This is a genomic window from Ancylobacter moscoviensis (assembly GCF_007559435.1).
Taxonomy (GTDB): domain Bacteria; phylum Pseudomonadota; class Alphaproteobacteria; order Rhizobiales; family Xanthobacteraceae; genus Ancylobacter; species Ancylobacter moscoviensis.
Genome location: NZ_VMBP01000007.1, coordinates 190,596 through 206,380 on the forward strand (window position 1 = coordinate 190,596; position 15,785 = coordinate 206,380).

At 66.3% G+C, this 15,785-nt stretch carries 15 protein-coding genes; 5 read left to right on the forward strand and 10 right to left on the reverse strand.

What is annotated here, in order from left to right:
* Positions 1–23: 23 nt before the first annotated feature.
* From FO470_RS19025 to ppk2, 4 genes are read right to left on the reverse strand one after another with little or no spacing between them, the layout of a single operon-like run.
* Positions 24–1,256 (reverse strand): HlyD family secretion protein, encoded by a 1,233-nt coding sequence (locus tag FO470_RS19025; RefSeq protein WP_144344568.1) that lies wholly within the window; start codon positions 1,254–1,256, stop codon positions 24–26.
* Entirely contained in the window at positions 1,249–1,692 is a 444-nt protein-coding gene (locus FO470_RS19030; RefSeq protein WP_144344569.1) for a hypothetical protein, read from the reverse strand. The genes FO470_RS19025 and FO470_RS19030 overlap by 8 nt, the downstream gene beginning before the upstream one ends.
* Before the next feature lie 49 nt (positions 1,693–1,741).
* Positions 1,742–2,242, reverse strand: coding sequence for a hypothetical protein (locus tag FO470_RS19035; protein WP_144344570.1), 501 nt, complete (start codon positions 2,240–2,242; stop codon positions 1,742–1,744).
* Between the two features lie 45 nt (positions 2,243–2,287).
* A complete protein-coding gene (gene ppk2 / locus FO470_RS19040; protein ID WP_144344571.1) occupies positions 2,288–3,094 on the reverse strand; it encodes a polyphosphate kinase 2 in 807 nt (268 codons plus the stop codon).
* A gap of 377 nt (positions 3,095–3,471) precedes the next feature.
* Between ppk2 and arcD the strand changes: the two genes are divergently transcribed.
* From arcD to FO470_RS19060, 4 genes are all read left to right on the forward strand, one after another.
* Complete coding sequence (gene arcD, locus FO470_RS19045; protein ID WP_144344572.1) at positions 3,472–4,974, forward strand: arginine-ornithine antiporter; 1,503 nt, start codon at positions 3,472–3,474, stop codon at positions 4,972–4,974.
* 149 nt (positions 4,975–5,123) lie between these two features.
* Complete coding sequence (locus FO470_RS19050; protein WP_144344573.1) at positions 5,124–6,128, forward strand: ornithine carbamoyltransferase; 1,005 nt, start codon at positions 5,124–5,126, stop codon at positions 6,126–6,128.
* A 4-nt stretch (positions 6,129–6,132) separates the two neighbouring features.
* The gene (gene arcC / locus FO470_RS19055) at positions 6,133–7,101 is read left to right on the forward strand and encodes a carbamate kinase (RefSeq protein ID WP_144344574.1); all 969 of its coding nucleotides are present in this window, start codon (positions 6,133–6,135) and stop codon (positions 7,099–7,101) included.
* Complete coding sequence (locus tag FO470_RS19060; RefSeq protein WP_144344575.1) at positions 7,098–8,336, forward strand: arginine deiminase; 1,239 nt, start codon at positions 7,098–7,100, stop codon at positions 8,334–8,336. Before arcC ends, FO470_RS19060 begins: the two co-directional genes overlap by 4 nt.
* Positions 8,337–8,415: 79 nt before the next feature.
* On the opposite strand, the gene FO470_RS19065 is transcribed toward FO470_RS19060, so the two are convergent.
* Genes FO470_RS19065 through FO470_RS19090 form a run of 6 tightly spaced genes read right to left on the reverse strand, consistent with a single transcriptional unit; the run spans position 8,416 to position 15,173 of the window.
* Positions 8,416–8,937 (reverse strand): DUF995 domain-containing protein, encoded by a 522-nt coding sequence (locus FO470_RS19065; RefSeq protein ID WP_144344576.1) that lies wholly within the window; start codon positions 8,935–8,937, stop codon positions 8,416–8,418.
* Positions 8,938–8,992: 55 nt separating this feature from the next.
* On the reverse strand, positions 8,993–9,925 hold the full coding sequence (locus FO470_RS19070) for a glycoside hydrolase family 26 protein (RefSeq protein WP_144344577.1): 933 nt from the start codon (positions 9,923–9,925) through the stop codon (positions 8,993–8,995).
* A 19-nt stretch (positions 9,926–9,944) separates the two neighbouring features.
* Positions 9,945–11,333 carry a UDP-glucose dehydrogenase family protein gene (locus FO470_RS19075; protein ID WP_144344578.1) on the reverse strand — a complete coding sequence of 463 codons (1,389 nt, stop codon included), beginning with the start codon at positions 11,331–11,333 and terminating at the stop codon, positions 9,945–9,947.
* Positions 11,330–13,276, reverse strand: a complete 1,947-nt coding sequence (locus FO470_RS19080; protein WP_144344579.1) for a glycosyltransferase — start codon at positions 13,274–13,276, stop codon at positions 11,330–11,332. The genes FO470_RS19075 and FO470_RS19080 overlap by 4 nt, the downstream gene beginning before the upstream one ends.
* On the reverse strand, positions 13,273–14,259 hold the full coding sequence (gene galE, locus FO470_RS19085; protein WP_144344580.1) for a UDP-glucose 4-epimerase GalE: 987 nt from the start codon (positions 14,257–14,259) through the stop codon (positions 13,273–13,275). Before galE ends, FO470_RS19080 begins: the two co-directional genes overlap by 4 nt.
* Positions 14,256–15,173, reverse strand: a complete 918-nt coding sequence (locus FO470_RS19090; RefSeq protein ID WP_246659647.1) for a UDP-glucuronic acid decarboxylase family protein — start codon at positions 15,171–15,173, stop codon at positions 14,256–14,258. The genes galE and FO470_RS19090 overlap by 4 nt, the downstream gene beginning before the upstream one ends.
* Between FO470_RS19090 and FO470_RS19755 the strand changes: the two genes are divergently transcribed.
* Entirely contained in the window at positions 15,054–15,299 is a 246-nt protein-coding gene (locus tag FO470_RS19755; protein ID WP_244616962.1) for a hypothetical protein, read from the forward strand. The two genes, FO470_RS19090 and FO470_RS19755, sit on opposite strands and share 120 nt — an antisense overlap.
* Positions 15,300–15,785 lie beyond the last annotated feature (486 nt).

A 15,785-nucleotide genomic window follows, 5' to 3' on the forward strand; every position in this document is an offset into this window, starting at 1 on the left:
CGTGGACCGCCCCGTCCTTTCCGTCAGTGCCCGCCGCCGAAGACCAGCGTCTGGATCGGCAGGATCAGCGCCTGAATGCGCAGCAGCAGCGCGTGGACCAGTGCCACCGTGTCGACGATGTGCAGATAGACCGCGTGCAGGCCACCGACCTCGCCGGAGGCAAGGCGGTCGTGATTGCTCGAATAGGCGTTGGCGACGCAACTCGACCCCGGCGGGACGGCATCGAGCCCGCCCTCATAAAGCGGTTCGAGGAAGACCGTAATGGTGCCCGGCGTCACCGCCTGCATGTCCAGCAGCTGCTCGCTGGCGCGGAACTGGCCGGCGGCGATGTAGTCCTGCACGCTCGTCACCACCATGGGGATGATGGCGAAAGGCTGGGAAAGGCAGGTCGCTTCGGCGAGCATGCCGGGCCGCATGATCTGCGCCTCGATCTGGCCGAAGCCGGCGATCAGCCGCTCGCGGCCCGCTCCTGCCGGAATCAGCACGCCGGCGGGCCGCATCAGCGGATTGACGAGATCGCCGACGCGCAGCGCGAACTGCTCGACCCGACCGGAGACACCGGCGCGGATCACCGTCTTGCCCAGTTGCACCTCGGCCTCGGACAAGGCCGCCTCGGCGCTCGCCTTCTGCGCCGGCAGCAGGGTTTCGAGGCGCAGCGTCGCCCCCTCCCGGGTGGCGAGTGCAGCGTTGAGGGCGCCTTCGCGCCCGTCGACCACCCGTTGCAGACGCTCCAGCTCACGGCGGGTCACGACGTCCGCGTTGCGGGTGTTCAGCTCGGATTTGGTCCGTAACTCGTCGAGTGCCTGCTGCAGGGCTTCCTCTGCCTGGGTGATCTGCCCGTCCGCGATGGCGACATCCGTCCGGGCGACGACGATCGCCGCGTCCGTCTCGGAGATGCGCCGGCGGGCGGTTTCCACCGCGGCCTTCTGGGAGGAATCGTCGAGACGGAAGATCGGCTCGCCCTGCTCGACGTTGTCGCTGACGCCGACATAGATCTCCGCCACCCGGCCGATGGTCTCGGGGACGATCGGCACCGTACGGAAATAGGCGGCGACGTTACTCGACGAGGGGTGGTTGTAAAAGATGATGGTGATCAGCGCGACCGTCAGCATCAGGCAGGCGGTGATGCCCCAGCGCAGCTCGAACCAGACCGAGTAGAGCGTGATCTCCCGGCCGATGCGCTTGCCCTGTGCATAGCGCCGGTAGAGGTAGTCCGGCAGGATGGTGAGCAGGGAGCACAGCATGAGCTCAAGCATGCTGCCGGCCCTCCGTTTCATGCCCCTGCGTCGCGTGGGGACCGTGAGCGTCCGCCGGCGGGGCGGCGTCCTCCGGCTTTGGGGGAGGCGGGGGGAGCCCGGCGACCGCCTCGGCCGCGCGGGCGATGCGATTCAGCGGCGTGCCGAAATCGGGCAGGTCGACGAAGGCGAGCAGCAGCGCCGCCACCCAGAAGATGTGCGTATGGGTGAACAGCGCCAGCAGGCAGAGCACCGCCACGATCTCGAACTGCAGCTTCTGACCGCGATGCGCCATCCGCTCGGGGAGCGAATGCAGATGCAGGAAAAGGACGCCCGCGAATAGCACCGACACGATGAGCGTCACCGCCGCCACGATCATCAGGATGTCGGTCGCGCCCGGAGCGGTGATGAAGAACGGCAAGTGCCCGGTGGCGGCCGGGTGAGGCGCGGGTGTCATGCCCACTCTCCGAAAGGGGTGTTGCGTCGGAGTTCGGCGTTGTCGCGACCTACCTCTTTCCCCAGGTGAGGAACAGGCCGATATCCCCCGGCATCCCGTTCGGCCATTCGATGACCATCGCGGCGAGGCCGTAGCCGGCGGCCTTGAGGTGGTCGCGCCACAGCTCGTAGGCCTGCCGCGGGCGGCCGGTCAGAGTCTCCGGCCAGCCTTCCTCAGTGTTGTTGATCGCCCGCCCATGGTCGGTGCACAGCTCGTTGGGGAAGCGCATCACCATGATCTCGTTCTCGCCGCGCTCGGCGGCTGAACGCAGCTTGACGAGGAGATTCTGGGTGATTGCGTGGAGCCGCTCCGGCGTCAGGGCGATCGGCTCGGCGAGCGTCTTCGCCAGCTCTTCCTTGGCGTGACGGGCGCGGTCGATCGCCTCAACCGCCTCCTCGGCGTGCGCGGCTGCGATCTTGTCCATATAGCCGCGCAGGTCGGCGGCCGACATGAAGCTCTCGTCGCCGAGTTCGTGTTCCTTGCCGGGAGGTTTGGTGCCGATATCGCTCATTATGGTGCTCCGTCTCGCTCTGGCGGATGTGCGTCGTGGTGTCTGTCAAAAGGCTGCGGGCACGTGGTGCCGGATGTCTTCCGGCTCGACGTAATCTTTCGGCTTCTGTCGTTTCGGCAGTGTGACCTTCTCGCGGTGCGGGGCCGCGTAGGGCACCTTGGACAACAAATGCCGGATGACGTTCAGCCGGGCGCGCTTCTTGTCGTTGGAATCGACGACGTACCAGGGAGCCCAGGCCGAATCGGAGGCGGCGAACATCATGTCGCGCGCTCGCGAATAGTCATACCAGCGTCCGTAGGACTTCAGGTCCATCGGCGAGAGCTTCCAGATCTTGCGCGGGTCGTGGATGCGGCCCTCGATGCGGCGGGTCTGCTCCTCGGGGCTGACCTCCAGCCAGTATTTCAGCAGCAGGATGCCGGATTCGATGATGGCCTTCTCCACGTCGGAGATGCTCGACAGGAACTTGTCCGCCTGTTCCTCGGTGCAGAAGCCCATGACGCGCTCGACGCCGGCGCGGTTGTACCAGCTGCGGTCGAAGATCACGATTTCGCCCGCCGCCGGCAGGTGAGGCAGGTAGCGCTGGGCATACATCTGCGACTTCTCGCGGTCGGTGGGCGCTGGCAGGGCGACGACGCGGAACACGCGCGGGCTGACGCGCTCGGTGATCGCTTTGATGGCACCGCCCTTGCCCGCGCCGTCGCGCCCTTCGAAGATGATGCAGATCTTGGCGCCGGTGGCGCGCACCCATTCCTGCAGGCCGACCAGTTCGCCGTGGAGGCGCTTCAGTTCCTGATCGTAGACCTTGCGGGACAGCTTCTTGCCGCTGTTGTCGTCCTTGGCCGTCTTGGTCATGTCACACAGTCTTCCAGTCGATCGAGAACGCGCACGCAACCCCGCCGACGCCGTGAGTTGCCGGAGGGTCAGTCAATATTGTTTACCGAATAAGCTTCCGTTTTCCTGTCAATGACTGCTGCTTCCAGCCATCGCCCGCAAAAGCGATCCGTCCCACCACGTATATACATTGATACTGATCGAGGCTTATGTCCATATCGTTGATATGGCTCAAGAACATACGGTGCGGGATGCCTTAGCGCGGTAGCCTGCTGCGAATACTCTGGCGGTGCCGTTGGAACGGTTCCGCCGGGACCTCGACCCGGGACGTCAGCGCCTTGCGCGGGACCGGGCGCCATGATGCCGAAAGAGTATCTTCCGCGGAGGAGCACACCAAGATGGCCGACACTTTCGCTCACCAGCCAGCCGTCGACCGGGCCTCCGCGCCCGCACGGCCAGAGGCCGGAAAGCTGACGCTGCTGCCCCTGATCGCCCTTGTCGTCGGCTCGATGATCGGCGGTGGCGTCTTCAACCTGCCGAGCGATATGTCGCGCGGCGCCTCCCCGCTGGCCATTGTCCTCGGCTGGGTCATCACGGGCATCGGCATGCTGATGCTGGCCTTCGTCTATCAGGGCCTGTCGCTGCGCAAGCCGAACCTCGACAACGGGCCCTACGCCTACGCCAAGGCGGGTTTCGGCGACTTCGTCGGCTTCAACAGCGCGTGGGGTTACTGGATCAGCGCCTTCCTCGGCAACGTGGCCTATGCGGTGGCCATCTTCTCGGCGCTGTCCTACTTCGCGCCCATCTTCGGCGACGGCAACAATGTAATCTCCATCGTCGGCGCCTCGCTGGCGCTGTGGGGTATCCACGGGCTGATCCTAAAGGGGGTGAAGGAGGCAGCCTTCGTCAACGCCATCACCACCGTGGCCAAGCTGGTGCCGATCCTGGTGTTCATCATGGTCGCCATCGTCGCCTTCAACTTCGACCTGTTCCTCGCCGCCTTCCGCAACATGGGCGCGGGCATGGGCGAAGGAGGCGCGGGGCTCGGCAGCCTGCTCGATCAGGTGAAAAGCACCATGCTGGTCACGCTGTGGGTGTTCATCGGCATCGAGGGCGCGAGCGTCTATTCCGCCCGCGCCGCCAAGCGCTCCGATGTCGGGCGCGCCACGGTGATTGGCTTCATCGGGGCGCTGGCGATTTACGTCCTCGTCTCGCTGCTCTCGGTCGGCATTATGGCTCAGCCGGAGCTTGCCGGGCAGAAGGTGCCCTCGATGGCGGGCGTGCTGGAGTATGTCGTCGGGCCGTGGGGTGCGGGGCTGATCAATCTCGGCCTGATCATCTCGGTCGGCGGTGCCTTCCTGAGCTGGACGCTGCTAAGCGCTGAAATCCCCTACACCTGCGGCAAGGACGGCACCTTCCCGCGCTGGTTCTCGGCCGAGAACAGCCGCGGCACGCCGGTCAACTCGCTCTGGGTGACGAACCTGTGCGTGCAGGCCTTCCTGGTGCTGACCTATTTCTCCAAGGATGCCTACAACTTCTTCTACTTCATCGCCTCGGTGGCGATCCTGCCGCCCTATGTGTTCTCCGGTGGCTACGCGCTCAAGCTCGCGCTGACGGGAGAGACCTACAAGAGCGGCGAGGAGGGACGTCGCCGGCGCGACCTGATCGTGGGGCTGGTCGCGACGCTCTACGGCCTGTGGCTGGTTTACGCGGCGGGGCTGCAGTATCTGCTGATGGCGACGCTGCTCTTCGCGCCCGGCCTCGTCATCTACGCGATCGCCTGCCGCGAGCGCGGGGCGCGTCCCTATACGGGGATCGACCTGCTCTTCGCGCTCGGCATGCTGGCCCTGGCGGGCCTCTCGGCCTACCTCATCGCTACCGGAGTCATCAGCCCGCTCTGAGGGCTACCCGGATGGAACAGATCCCGCGGGGCAATACTTGCCTCGCGGGGTATTCCCTGGCGGATGGCGGGTTCGCGGCCGCCATCGCGGCTGCGCGGCGAAATGACGACCGCGCCAATTCACAAGATCCGTCCCCGAGGAGGCGTTCCATGTCCTTCAATCTCCGCAACCGTTCCCTGCTTACCGTCCAGGACTACACGCAGCGCGAATTCCAGTACCTGCTCGATCTCGCCCGCGATTTGAAGCGGGCGAAGTACTCCAGGACCGAGGAGCCGCACCTCAAGGGGCGGGAGATCGTCCTCATTTTCGAGAAGACCAGCACGCGCACGCGCTGCGCCTTCGAGGTCGCCTGCCACGACCAGGGTGCACACGTGACCTATCTCGACCCGGCCGGCTCGCAGATCGGCCACAAGGAATCCTTCAAGGACACGGCTCGGGTGCTGGGGCGGATGTTCGACGCGATCGAGTATCGCGGGGCGTCCCAGCACGGCGTCGAACAGCTCGCCAAATATGCCGGCGTACCGGTCTATAACGGCCTGACCGACGAGTATCACCCGACCCAGATGCTCGCCGACGTGATGACCATGCGCGAGCATTCGGACCGTCCCGCCCATGAGATCAAGTACGCCTATGTCGGGGACACGCGCTCCAACATGGGCCACTCGCTGATGATCGCCGGCTGCCTGATGGGCATGGATGTGCGCATCGCGGGCCCGAAGAAGCTGTGGCCGTCGGACGAGTTCGTCTCGATCGCCCGCGATCTCGAGAAGAGATACGGCGCCAAGCTCACCATCACCGACGATCCGCAGGTCGCGGTGAAGGGGGTCGACTTCATCCACACCGACGTCTGGGTGTCGATGGGCGAGCCCAAGGAGGTGTGGGCCGAGCGTATCGAGCTGCTGAAGCCTTTCCAGGTGAACGCTGCGCTGATGAAGGCGAGCGGCAACCCGCGCGTGAAGTTCATGCACTGCCTGCCGGCGTTCCACGATACCGAGACCACGGTCGGCAAGGACATTGCCGACAAGTTCGGCATCACCGACGGGCTGGAGGTTTCGAACGAAGTGTTCGAGAGCGAGGCGAATATCGCCTTCGAGCAGGCGGAGAACCGCCTGCACACCATCAAGGCACTGCTGGTCGCCACGCTCGGGGACTGACGCCATGCTCATCGTCACCGCTCTCGGCGGCAATGCGCTGCTGCGTCGTGGGCAGGCGCTCACGGCGGAGAACCAGCGCGAGAACGTCGCCATCGCCGCCCGTTCGCTGGCGCCCATTGCCATGGAGCACCGGCTGGTGGTCGGGCACGGCAACGGCCCGCAGGTTGGTTTGCTCGCCCTGCAGGGCGCGGCCTACGGCAAGGTCGAGACCTATCCGTTCGACGTGCTCGGCGCACAGACGGAAGGCATGATCGGCTACATGATCGAGCAGGAGCTGGGGAACCTGCTGCCGCTCGAACGCCCGCTCGCCACGCTGCTCACCATGGTGGAGGTCGATCCCGACGATCCGGCCTTCGGCAACCCGACCAAGTTTGTCGGGCCGATCTATCCCAAGGAGGAGGCGGATCGGCTCGGCGCGGAAAAGGGGTGGGTCTTCAAGGCGGACGGGGACAGCTGGCGCCGCGTCGTCGCCTCGCCCGTGCCCCGGCGCATCTTCGAGTTGCGGCCGATCCGCTGGCTTCTCGACCAGAACACGGTCGTCATCGCCGCCGGCGGCGGCGGCATTCCGACCATGTACGAGGCCGGCGAGCAGCCGGGCGGGCGGCGGCGCCTCGTCGGCGTCGAATGCGTCATCGACAAGGACCTCGCCACGGAGTTGCTGGCGCGCGAACTCGGCGCCGACCTGCTCGCCATCCTCACCGATGTGGACGCGGTCTATGTCGACTGGGGCACGCCCAACCAGCGGGCCATCCGCAGCGCCTCGCCCGAGGCGCTCGCCGCATTGTCCTTCCCTGCCGGTTCGATGGGACCGAAGGTCGAGGCGGCCTGCCGCTTCGCCAAGGCTACCGGCAAGAGGGCGTGCATCGGCGCGCTGAAGGACCTTGCCGACATCATCGCCGGCCGTGCCGGCACCACGGTGTCGGCGGAAGAAAACGGTATCCGCTATGCGGAAGTTCAAGGAGCAACGTCATGAGGCAGTTCGGTGTGCACTCCGAGGCGGGGCGCCTGCGGACCGTGATGGTCTGCCGGCCGGGTCTCGCCCACAAGCGGCTGACCCCGGGCAATTGCCGGGAACTGCTGTTCGACGACGTGTTGTGGGTGCAGGAGGCGCAGAAGGAGCACTTCAACTTCTGCAACAAGATGCGCGAATTCGGCGTCGAGGTGCTGGAGTTCCATGACCTGCTGGCGCGGGTGCTGGAGACCAAGGAGGGCCGCGAATGGGTGCTCGACCGGCGCATCACCGCCAACCATGTCGGGGCGGGTATGCTGAAGGACCTGCGCTCCTGGCTCGACGAAATGCCGGCGGCGAAGCTTGCCGAGCATCTCATCGGCGGCATTGCGCGCTTCGAGCTGCCCTTCGAGCCGCGCGGCATGTTCGGCCGCTATCTCGGGCCCAGTGACTTCGTGATCCCGCCGCTGCCCAACACCATCTTCACCCGCGACAACTCCTGTTGGGTCTACAACGGGGTGACGGTGAACCCGATGTACTGGCCGGCGCGCAAGCCGGAGACGCTTCTGGTCAGCGCGATCTACAAGTTCCACCCGGAGTTCCGCCACGGCGACTTCAAGATCTGGTGGGGCGACCCGGACGAGGACTTCGGCCCCTCGACGCTGGAAGGCGGCGACGTCATGCCGGTGGGCAACGGCGTCGTCTTTGTCGGCATGGGCGAGCGTACCACGCCGCAGGCGGTCGGCCAGCTCGCGCGGGCGCTATTCGACAGCGAGGCGGCGACGCGGGTCGTGGCTTGCCAGATGCCCAAGTCGCGCGCGGCGATGCACCTCGACACGGTGTTCACCCTGTGCGACCGCGACGTCGCCAACATTTTCCTTGAGGTCTGCCAGCAGATCACCTGCTACAGCCTGCGCCCCGGCGACAATGGCGAGGACGTCGAGTACCACGTCGAGAACCGGCCCTTCCTCACCGAGGACGGCACCGGCGTCGCCGCCGACGCGCTCGGCCTGCAGCATCTGCGCATCGTCACCACGGGTGGCGATACCTATGAGCAGGAGCGTGAGCAGTGGGACGACGGCAACAACGTCGTCGCGCTCGCGCCGGGTGTCGTCGTCGGCTACGAGCGCAACTCCTACACCAATACCAAGCTGCGCAAGGCCGGCATCGAGGTCATCACCATTGAGGGCGATGAGCTCGGGCGCGGTCGTGGCGGCGGTCACTGCATGACCTGTCCGATCCTGCGCGATCCGCTCTGAGCGGGAGGAACGGACGGGCGGGACACATAACGCTCCCCGCCCGTCCGCCTGCCCCGGGCCTGGCGGTCGTGGGCCCGGTTCAGCTGCGCGCGCTGAGCGCCTTGAGCTCCTGCTTCACCTTGGTGACGCCGGCGCTCGCCTGATCCCCGTCCTTGAACTTGAAGTACTCGTCGCCGTTCACCGGCTTCATGTGCTTGAACACGTACCAGTCGCCGCCGGGCTCGCGCTGCTGGTAGACCACCTGTCCGCCAGCCATGCGGTGGCCGAAGCAGGTGATGTTGCGGCCCGAGGGCCCCCGGCTGCGCCAGATCGCCGAAAAGCACAGGCGACCCAGCGGCGTCACGCGCCATTCGCCCTCTGCGTAGGTCGCGTCCTTGCCCGAGCCGGACCAGGCGATGAAGCGGCGGTTCGGCGCGAAATAGGCGGCGCCGTCCGACCACATCCAGGTCTTGCCCGCGTAGAGCCCGGCGAGGTCATGGGGCTGAACCATGCTGACGGGCTGCGGGAGGCCGCCGGCTTGTGCGCCGGCCGGCGCGCCGGCCGCCAGCAGGGCGGAAAGGGCGGCCGCGGCCGCCGTGCATGTGAGTGTCGAGTTCGTCATTGTCGTTGTCCATCTGTTGGAAGGGAACGGGCCGCGGCCTGAGCCGCGGCCGGGCTCAGTTCACGAGGCCACGCTGCATCCGCCAGTCGGGCCGGCCATAGGGATCCGGCCAGGCGAAGGGCTCGACGGCGTTGAAGTAGACGACGGCGGTCAGGCGGGGGAAACCGTCCCCGATCGTGCGCATGTCCTGCTGCCACTGCTCGCTGAAGGCGGTATCGCCATGGAAGCCGAGCTCGGCCACCACGACGGGCTTGCCGAAGCCGGCCACGCGGTCATAGGCAGGCCGCAGCGCCTCGGAGAAGCTGCGCGCATGGCCGAAATGGTCCATGTCGTACTGCTGCAGGTCGAGCACGGTGAGACCGATCTGGTCGACATAGCGGTCGCCCGGGTAGTAAGCGGCGAGACCGTCCTCGCCGCGCGGCGACCACATGAAGCGGGCCTGCGGTGCCTGCTGGCGGCAGATCGTCACGAAATGCCGGTAGGCCGCCACATAGTCTTCCGGTGCCCAGCTCGACCATGGGAAACGGCCGTTGCGCAGGTCCATTTCGTGCGCCCAGCGGATCGTCACCGGGCTCTGGAGCTTTGCGGATTCCGCGCAGATGGCCTTGGCCTGCGCGTCGTAGGCGCCGGCGAGGATGCCATGCAGCAACTGCTCGTCGGCAACGTTGGCGCCCGGCGACCAGGACCACGGCTCCACCGAGATCAGCAGGTCGCGGCGATGCTGGCGGGCATAGGTGTCGGCCCGCGTCAGCGAGGCGAGGTCGGCATCTTGCCATGGGATGTAGACATGCTCGATGCGGACGCTCGGATCACCGGCGAACACGCCGTCGGGATCGTAGACGCCGAACGCCACCTTGCCGGCCGGTGGCGGCATGGGGCGCGGCGCGTTCGGCTGTGTCAGAGCCGGAACCACCAGCGCTGCGGACATGGCGAGCAGTGCCGCGCCCGACAGTCCGGCGAGATAGGTCTTCTTGGAAACGCGTTTCATCAGATCTCTCCTCCAGCTTCTACTTGACGACGATCGCCTCCAGCTCGCGCTCGCTCCGGATGGGGGCGGGCGGGGCCGGTAGAGGGGCCTCGGGGCGCGGTGTGGCGGGACGGCCGATGCCGGCCAGCCGGAAGCCGAAGCGCCGGACGAGCTCGGGGGCGTAGATGTTGCGCAGGTCCACCATGGTGGGCGTGTGCATGACCCGGTTGAGCCGGGCGAGATCGAGCGTCCTGACCTCGTCCCACTCGGTCATCAGCACCACGACGTCGGCGTCGCGCGCGCACTCATAGGGATCGTCGTGGAAGTCCACGTCGCTGAGGTGCTCGCGGGCCTGCCGGATGCCCTGAGGGTCGTAGGCGGCGATCCGCGCGCCCGCCCGCTGCAGATGGCGGATGAGCGGAATGGAAGGTGCCTCCCGCATGTCGTCGGTGTCCGGCTTGAAGGTCAGGCCGAGCACCGCGATCTTCATGTCGGCGACGGAACCGCCGGCAGCCTTCATCACCTTGATCGCCATGCGGTGCTTGCGCGCGTTGTTGGCGGCGACGGTGCCCTCCACCACGCGCAGCGGCACGCCGTATTCCTGCGCGGTGTGCAGGAGGGCGCAGGTGTCCTTGGGAAAGCATGAGCCGCCATAGCCCGGCCCGGCATTCAGGAAGGCCCGGCCGATGCGTTCGTCGAGGCCGATGCCGGCGGCGAGCTCGGTGACGTCGCCGCCGGCTTTCTCGCACAGGTCGGCCATCTCGTTGATGAAGCTGATCTTCGTCGCGAGGAACGCGTTGGCGGCGTATTTGGTCAGCTCCGAGGTGCGTCGACGGGTGACGATCAGCGGCGCGCCGGCCGCGCAGAGCGGCAGGTAGAGTCGCTGCAGCGTTTCCTGCGCTCGAAGATCCTCGACCCCGATGACGATCCGGTCGGGGCGGTTGAAGTCGTCGATGGCCGATCCTTCGCGCAGGAATTCGGGATTGGAGGCGACCGAGACCACGGCGCCCGGTCGGGTCCGCCGGATGATCTCCTCGACGGCGTCCCCGGTGCCGACCGGGACGGTCGACTTGATGACGACGGTGAGCGGGCCGGTCATCGCCCGGGCGATGTCTTTCGCGGCGCCGTAGACGAGGGACAGTTCCGGCTCGCCGTCGCGGTCCCGCGGCGGGGTGCCGACGCAGATGAAGGCGAGGTCGGCGCCGTCCACGGCCTCGCGGGCCTGGGTGGTGAAGGAGAGCCGGCCCGCCGCGATGTTGCGGGCGAGTAGCTCATCCATGTCGGGCTCAAAGATCGGGCTCTGCCCTTTCCTCAGCTTGCCGACCGTGGCGGCGTTCGTGTCGACGCAGATGACGGCGTTGCCCATCTCGGCAAAGCACACCCCGGCGACGAGGCCGACATAACCGGTTCCAATGACCGCGATTTTCATTCTGACCTCCCAAGGTCGCGCTTGTGTGCCGGCCGGGCGACCGGGGCCCCGGCGGCCGGTGTCGCGGCCTGATCGGGGTCCCTGGCGATCCAGGGCGGGATGAAGATGAGACGGTAGGTGCCGTAGCCCATGCCGGCGCCGGCGGCGGAGAAGACGGTGCGGGTGTAGGAGATCGGCATGGCGCCCCAGGTGAGGGCGCCAAGCCCTTCCGGCCCGCGCTGAACGGCGGCGGTGAACGGCAGCACGAACAGGCCGAGGACCAGCCCTGCCTGTGCCGTGCCGCGCACTCCCGCGCGCCGGCGGCCGGGGTTCTCGATGCCGTGCCGCACCAGTATGACCAGCACCAGCAGGGCGTAGAGCGCCGCGTTGACGATGGCGAAGATGTAGAAGCCGCTCGCCGTGCCGGCGCTATGGAAGAGCAGTGCCGCCGCGGCAGAGCCCGCCGAGATCGCGACATAGGGTGCGAGCACCCGCAGCGGCACTGGATCGACCGTGCCCGTGCCCTTCGGCGTCACGCGGAAGTCGACGAAGGAACCCGCAAGGAAGTCGCGCACCGCGCAGAGCGTGCCGAGCAGCGACCACGGCCATTTGGCGAGAACGAAGAGGATCTCCTCCCAGCTCAGCAGCCGGGAATCGGCAGGCCGCAGCCAACCGCTCGCCCGCCAGCGATAGATCATGACGAGCAGGACGAGTGACATCGGCATGTAGTGCAGGGCGAAGTCGATATAGGTCACGTTGGCGAAGCGCTCGCCGCTGGCCAGTGCCAGCACCGGCATCAGGAACAGCAGCGCCCAGATGCCCGAATAGAGCGGATACCAGAACTGGCAGAACAGAAACTGGAAGCGCAGGCGTCCCGGAAGCTGGGGCACGAGTGCTGGCGAATAGCGCAGCAGGATGGTCACGAGGCTGCGCGACCATTGGAATTCCTGCGTGGCGAGGTCCGCGAAGGTCCGCGGCCCGTCACCATGGGCGATGGCATCGATGGCGTGGACGCCGCGCCAGCCGCCGGCATTCATCATCAGCGTGGTGGAATGGTCTTCGGCGAGCTCGGGGCCTAGGCCGCCGATGGCCTGGAGCGCCTGCGTGCGCACGGCGTAATGGGAGCCGATGCACAGGGGCGCCCAGCCTCCGGTATAGCCGGCTTGCAGTGGGCCGTGCATCGAAGCCTCGGCGTAGAGGCGCGCCCGCGCGGCCCAGCTCTCTTTGGCGTTGCGGCTGCAGATGCTCGGCGCGGAAACATAGCCGACCGTCGGATCGCCGAAGGGGGCCAGCATGCGCTCGAGATAATGGCGCGTCGGCACATGGTCGGCGTCCATCTGGACGACGAAGTCGTACAGCCGGTATCCATAGTGGTCGTAGAAATAGGCGAGGTTGCCTTCCTTGCAGCGCACGCGGCGCGGCCACTCCTGCCGCTGATAGTTGGCGACGCCCTTTCGGGTGGAAACGCGCACGCCGTGCCCGGCGCACCAGGCAAGCGTCTCGTCCGAGGGATCCTCGTCCGCCAGCCAGGTGTCGTGCGGATAGGGCTGGCCCAGCATGGCCTCCAGCGTCTGCGCCACGACCTCGAAGGGTTCGGACGGCGCCTTGGTGACGACCATCGCCACGCGGCTGCCGGGAGGGAGCTGCGTCGCGCCGGCCGGCTTGCGGCTGCCGGTGAAGACCGAGAAGAAATAGATCGGCATCAGCGTGAGCCAGACGAAAGGAAGGCTCGCGAAGATGAAGCGGCCGATGCCGACGACATGCGCCGGCTGGAGCCACCAGACCCAGAAAAACAGGAAGGCGGCTCCCCAGACGGTGATGGCGACGACCAGTTCCACGCGCTGCGCCGGCTTCAGCAGCGGCGCCAGCACAGCGCGCGGGCGGCTGTGGGCCCGCCGGTCGCTGAACCCGGAAACGGGCAGGTCGTCTGCGCCGGCGAGGATGACGGGGGTCTCGCGGCTCATAGCGCGGCCCCCTGTGCGTGGAAGCGGACCGCGGTGGTGACGATGGTGTCGATGTCGGAGAATTTCGGAACGAAACCGAGACGCTCGCGCGCCAGCGTGCCGTCGGCATAGAGCGCCGGGGGATCGCCGATGCGACGCGGCACGACACGGATCGGCACGCTGCAGTTCATGCGGCGCTCGACCGCGCCGAGCAGATCGAGGATCGACGTGCCGGTACCCGAGCCGAGATTGACCGCGAGGTTGCCGCCGCCGCTGAGCAGATAGTCCAGCGCGCGCACATGGGCGTCGGCGAGATCGCTGACGTGCACGAAGTCGCGCACGCAGGTGCCGTCGGGTGTCGGATAGTCGTCGCCAAAGACCGGCAGCGCGCCGGTACGGTGCATCGCTGCCAGGATCGCCAGCGGCACGATATGGGTTTCCGGCTCGTGCCGCTCGCCGAGCTCGAGCTGCAGGTCGGCGCCGGCGGCGTTGAAGTAGCGCAGCGAGACGAACTGCAGGCCGTAGGCATTGGCCTCGTCGGCCAGCATGTCCTCGACGATCAGCTTGGTGCGCCCGTAGGGATTGATCGGCAGCTGCTGCGTCGATTCCCGGATCGGCAGGCAATCGGGGATGCCGTAGGTGGCGCAGGAGCTGGAGAACACGACATGGCGCACGCCGGCCGTGCGGCAGGCTTCCAGTAGCGAGAGGGTGCCGACGACGTTGGTGCGATAGTAGCGCGACGGTGCACCCACCGACTCCCCGACATAGGCGAGCGCGGCGAAGTGGATGACGGCGCTGATGCCGTGGAAGCGCAGGGCCTCGGCGAGCGTCTGCGTGTCGAGTATGTCGCCGTGCACGAGCGGCCCCCAGCGCACCGCGTCGCGATGGCCGAGGAAGAGGTTGTCGTAGGTCACGGGCTGGAAGCCGTTCGCCGCCAGCGCCTTGCAGGTATGGCTGCCGATATAGCCGGCGCCGCCGGTGACGAGGATACGGGGGGCATTCATGCCACCGCCTCCCTCACCGTGGGCTCGCGCACGAGCTCCGCGCGGAAATAGTCGATGGTGCGGCTCAAGCCCTCGTCCAGCGAGATCGTCGGGATCCAGCCGAGAAGCCGCGCGGCCTCGGAGATGTCCGGGCAGCGCCGGCGCGGATCGTCCACCGGCAGGGGGCGGTAGGCGATCCGCGAATCCGAGCCCGTGAGCCGGCGAACGATGGTGGCGAAGTCGCCTATGGTGCGCTCGTCGGGATTGCCGATGTTGACCGGGCCTTCGATCCCGTCCGGCGTCGCCATCAGGCGCATCAGCGCGTCGACCGTTTCGTCGACGTAGCAGAAGGAGCGCGTCTGCGAACCGTCGCCATAGACCGTCAGCTCGGTGCCGCGCAGGGCCTCGATGATGAGGTTGGAGGTCACACGACCGTCGTCGCCGCGCATGCGCGGCCCGTAGGTGTTGAAGATGCGGGCGATCTTGATGCGCGTGCCGAAGCGACGGGCATGATCGAAGAACAGACTCTCGGCGCAGCGCTTGCCCTCGTCGTAGCAGGCGCGGGGACCGGTCGGGTCGACGTGGCCCCAATAGGCCTCGTGCTGCGGGCTGACCTGCGGGTCGCCATAGATCTCCGAGGTGGAAGCCTGGAGGATACGGGCGTTGCGGTCCGTCGCGAGCTTGAGAAGGTTGAGCGCGCCGAGCACGCTGGTCTTGGTCGTGTGCACCGGATCGGCCGAATAGGCGGTCGGCGAGGCCGGGCAGGCCAGGTTGTAGATCTGGTCTACATCGACAGCGAGCGGGTCGACCACATCATGGCAGACCAGCGAAAAACGGGGGTGCCCGATGAGATGTTCGATGTTACACCGTCGCCCGGTGGAGAAATTATCCAGGCATACGACATGATCTCCCTGATCGATCAGTCGATCGCACAGGTGAGAGCCGAGAAATCCAGCGCCGCCGGTAACAAGAACGCGACGATACTGTCGCGATGTGCCCGAAATATGTGGCGTAAAGACATGCGTCATCGCTCGTTGCATGATGCAGAACTTTCGTCATGAATGAGTTTGGAGTGTTGTCGCGGACGCGGCGCCTCGCTGCCGGGAACGACGTTCCGGCATTGCCGACGAGCAGATCCGTTTAATCTGGAGATTGCGACAGCGGCGCTCGCAGCCCGATCCGGGCATTGGAGACGATTAGATCAATAGCTGACTGTGTGTCTGGCTCCGCACGGCTTTTGAGCCTCCGCCCAATTCCGCCCCTTAATGATAAGTAAATCTGTATTTGTTTTTTAGTGTCAATGCATCAAATAGAACTTTTTTCGATATTATCAGGCCTAACTTACGTTATGTATGTGGAATTACATTTATTTGTTAGTATAAATATTGCGATTAATAAGACTAGAAAATGCATTCAGAATAATAAGAGCAAGAATATTTCTCTTATTATTTTCTATGTCGTTACCGACGTGTCTCCCTGCTGCGTCCACGAGCTGCCGCGGAAGGCGGGGGCCCGCACGCCGGTCTCAATATTACGTTTGGGCAATT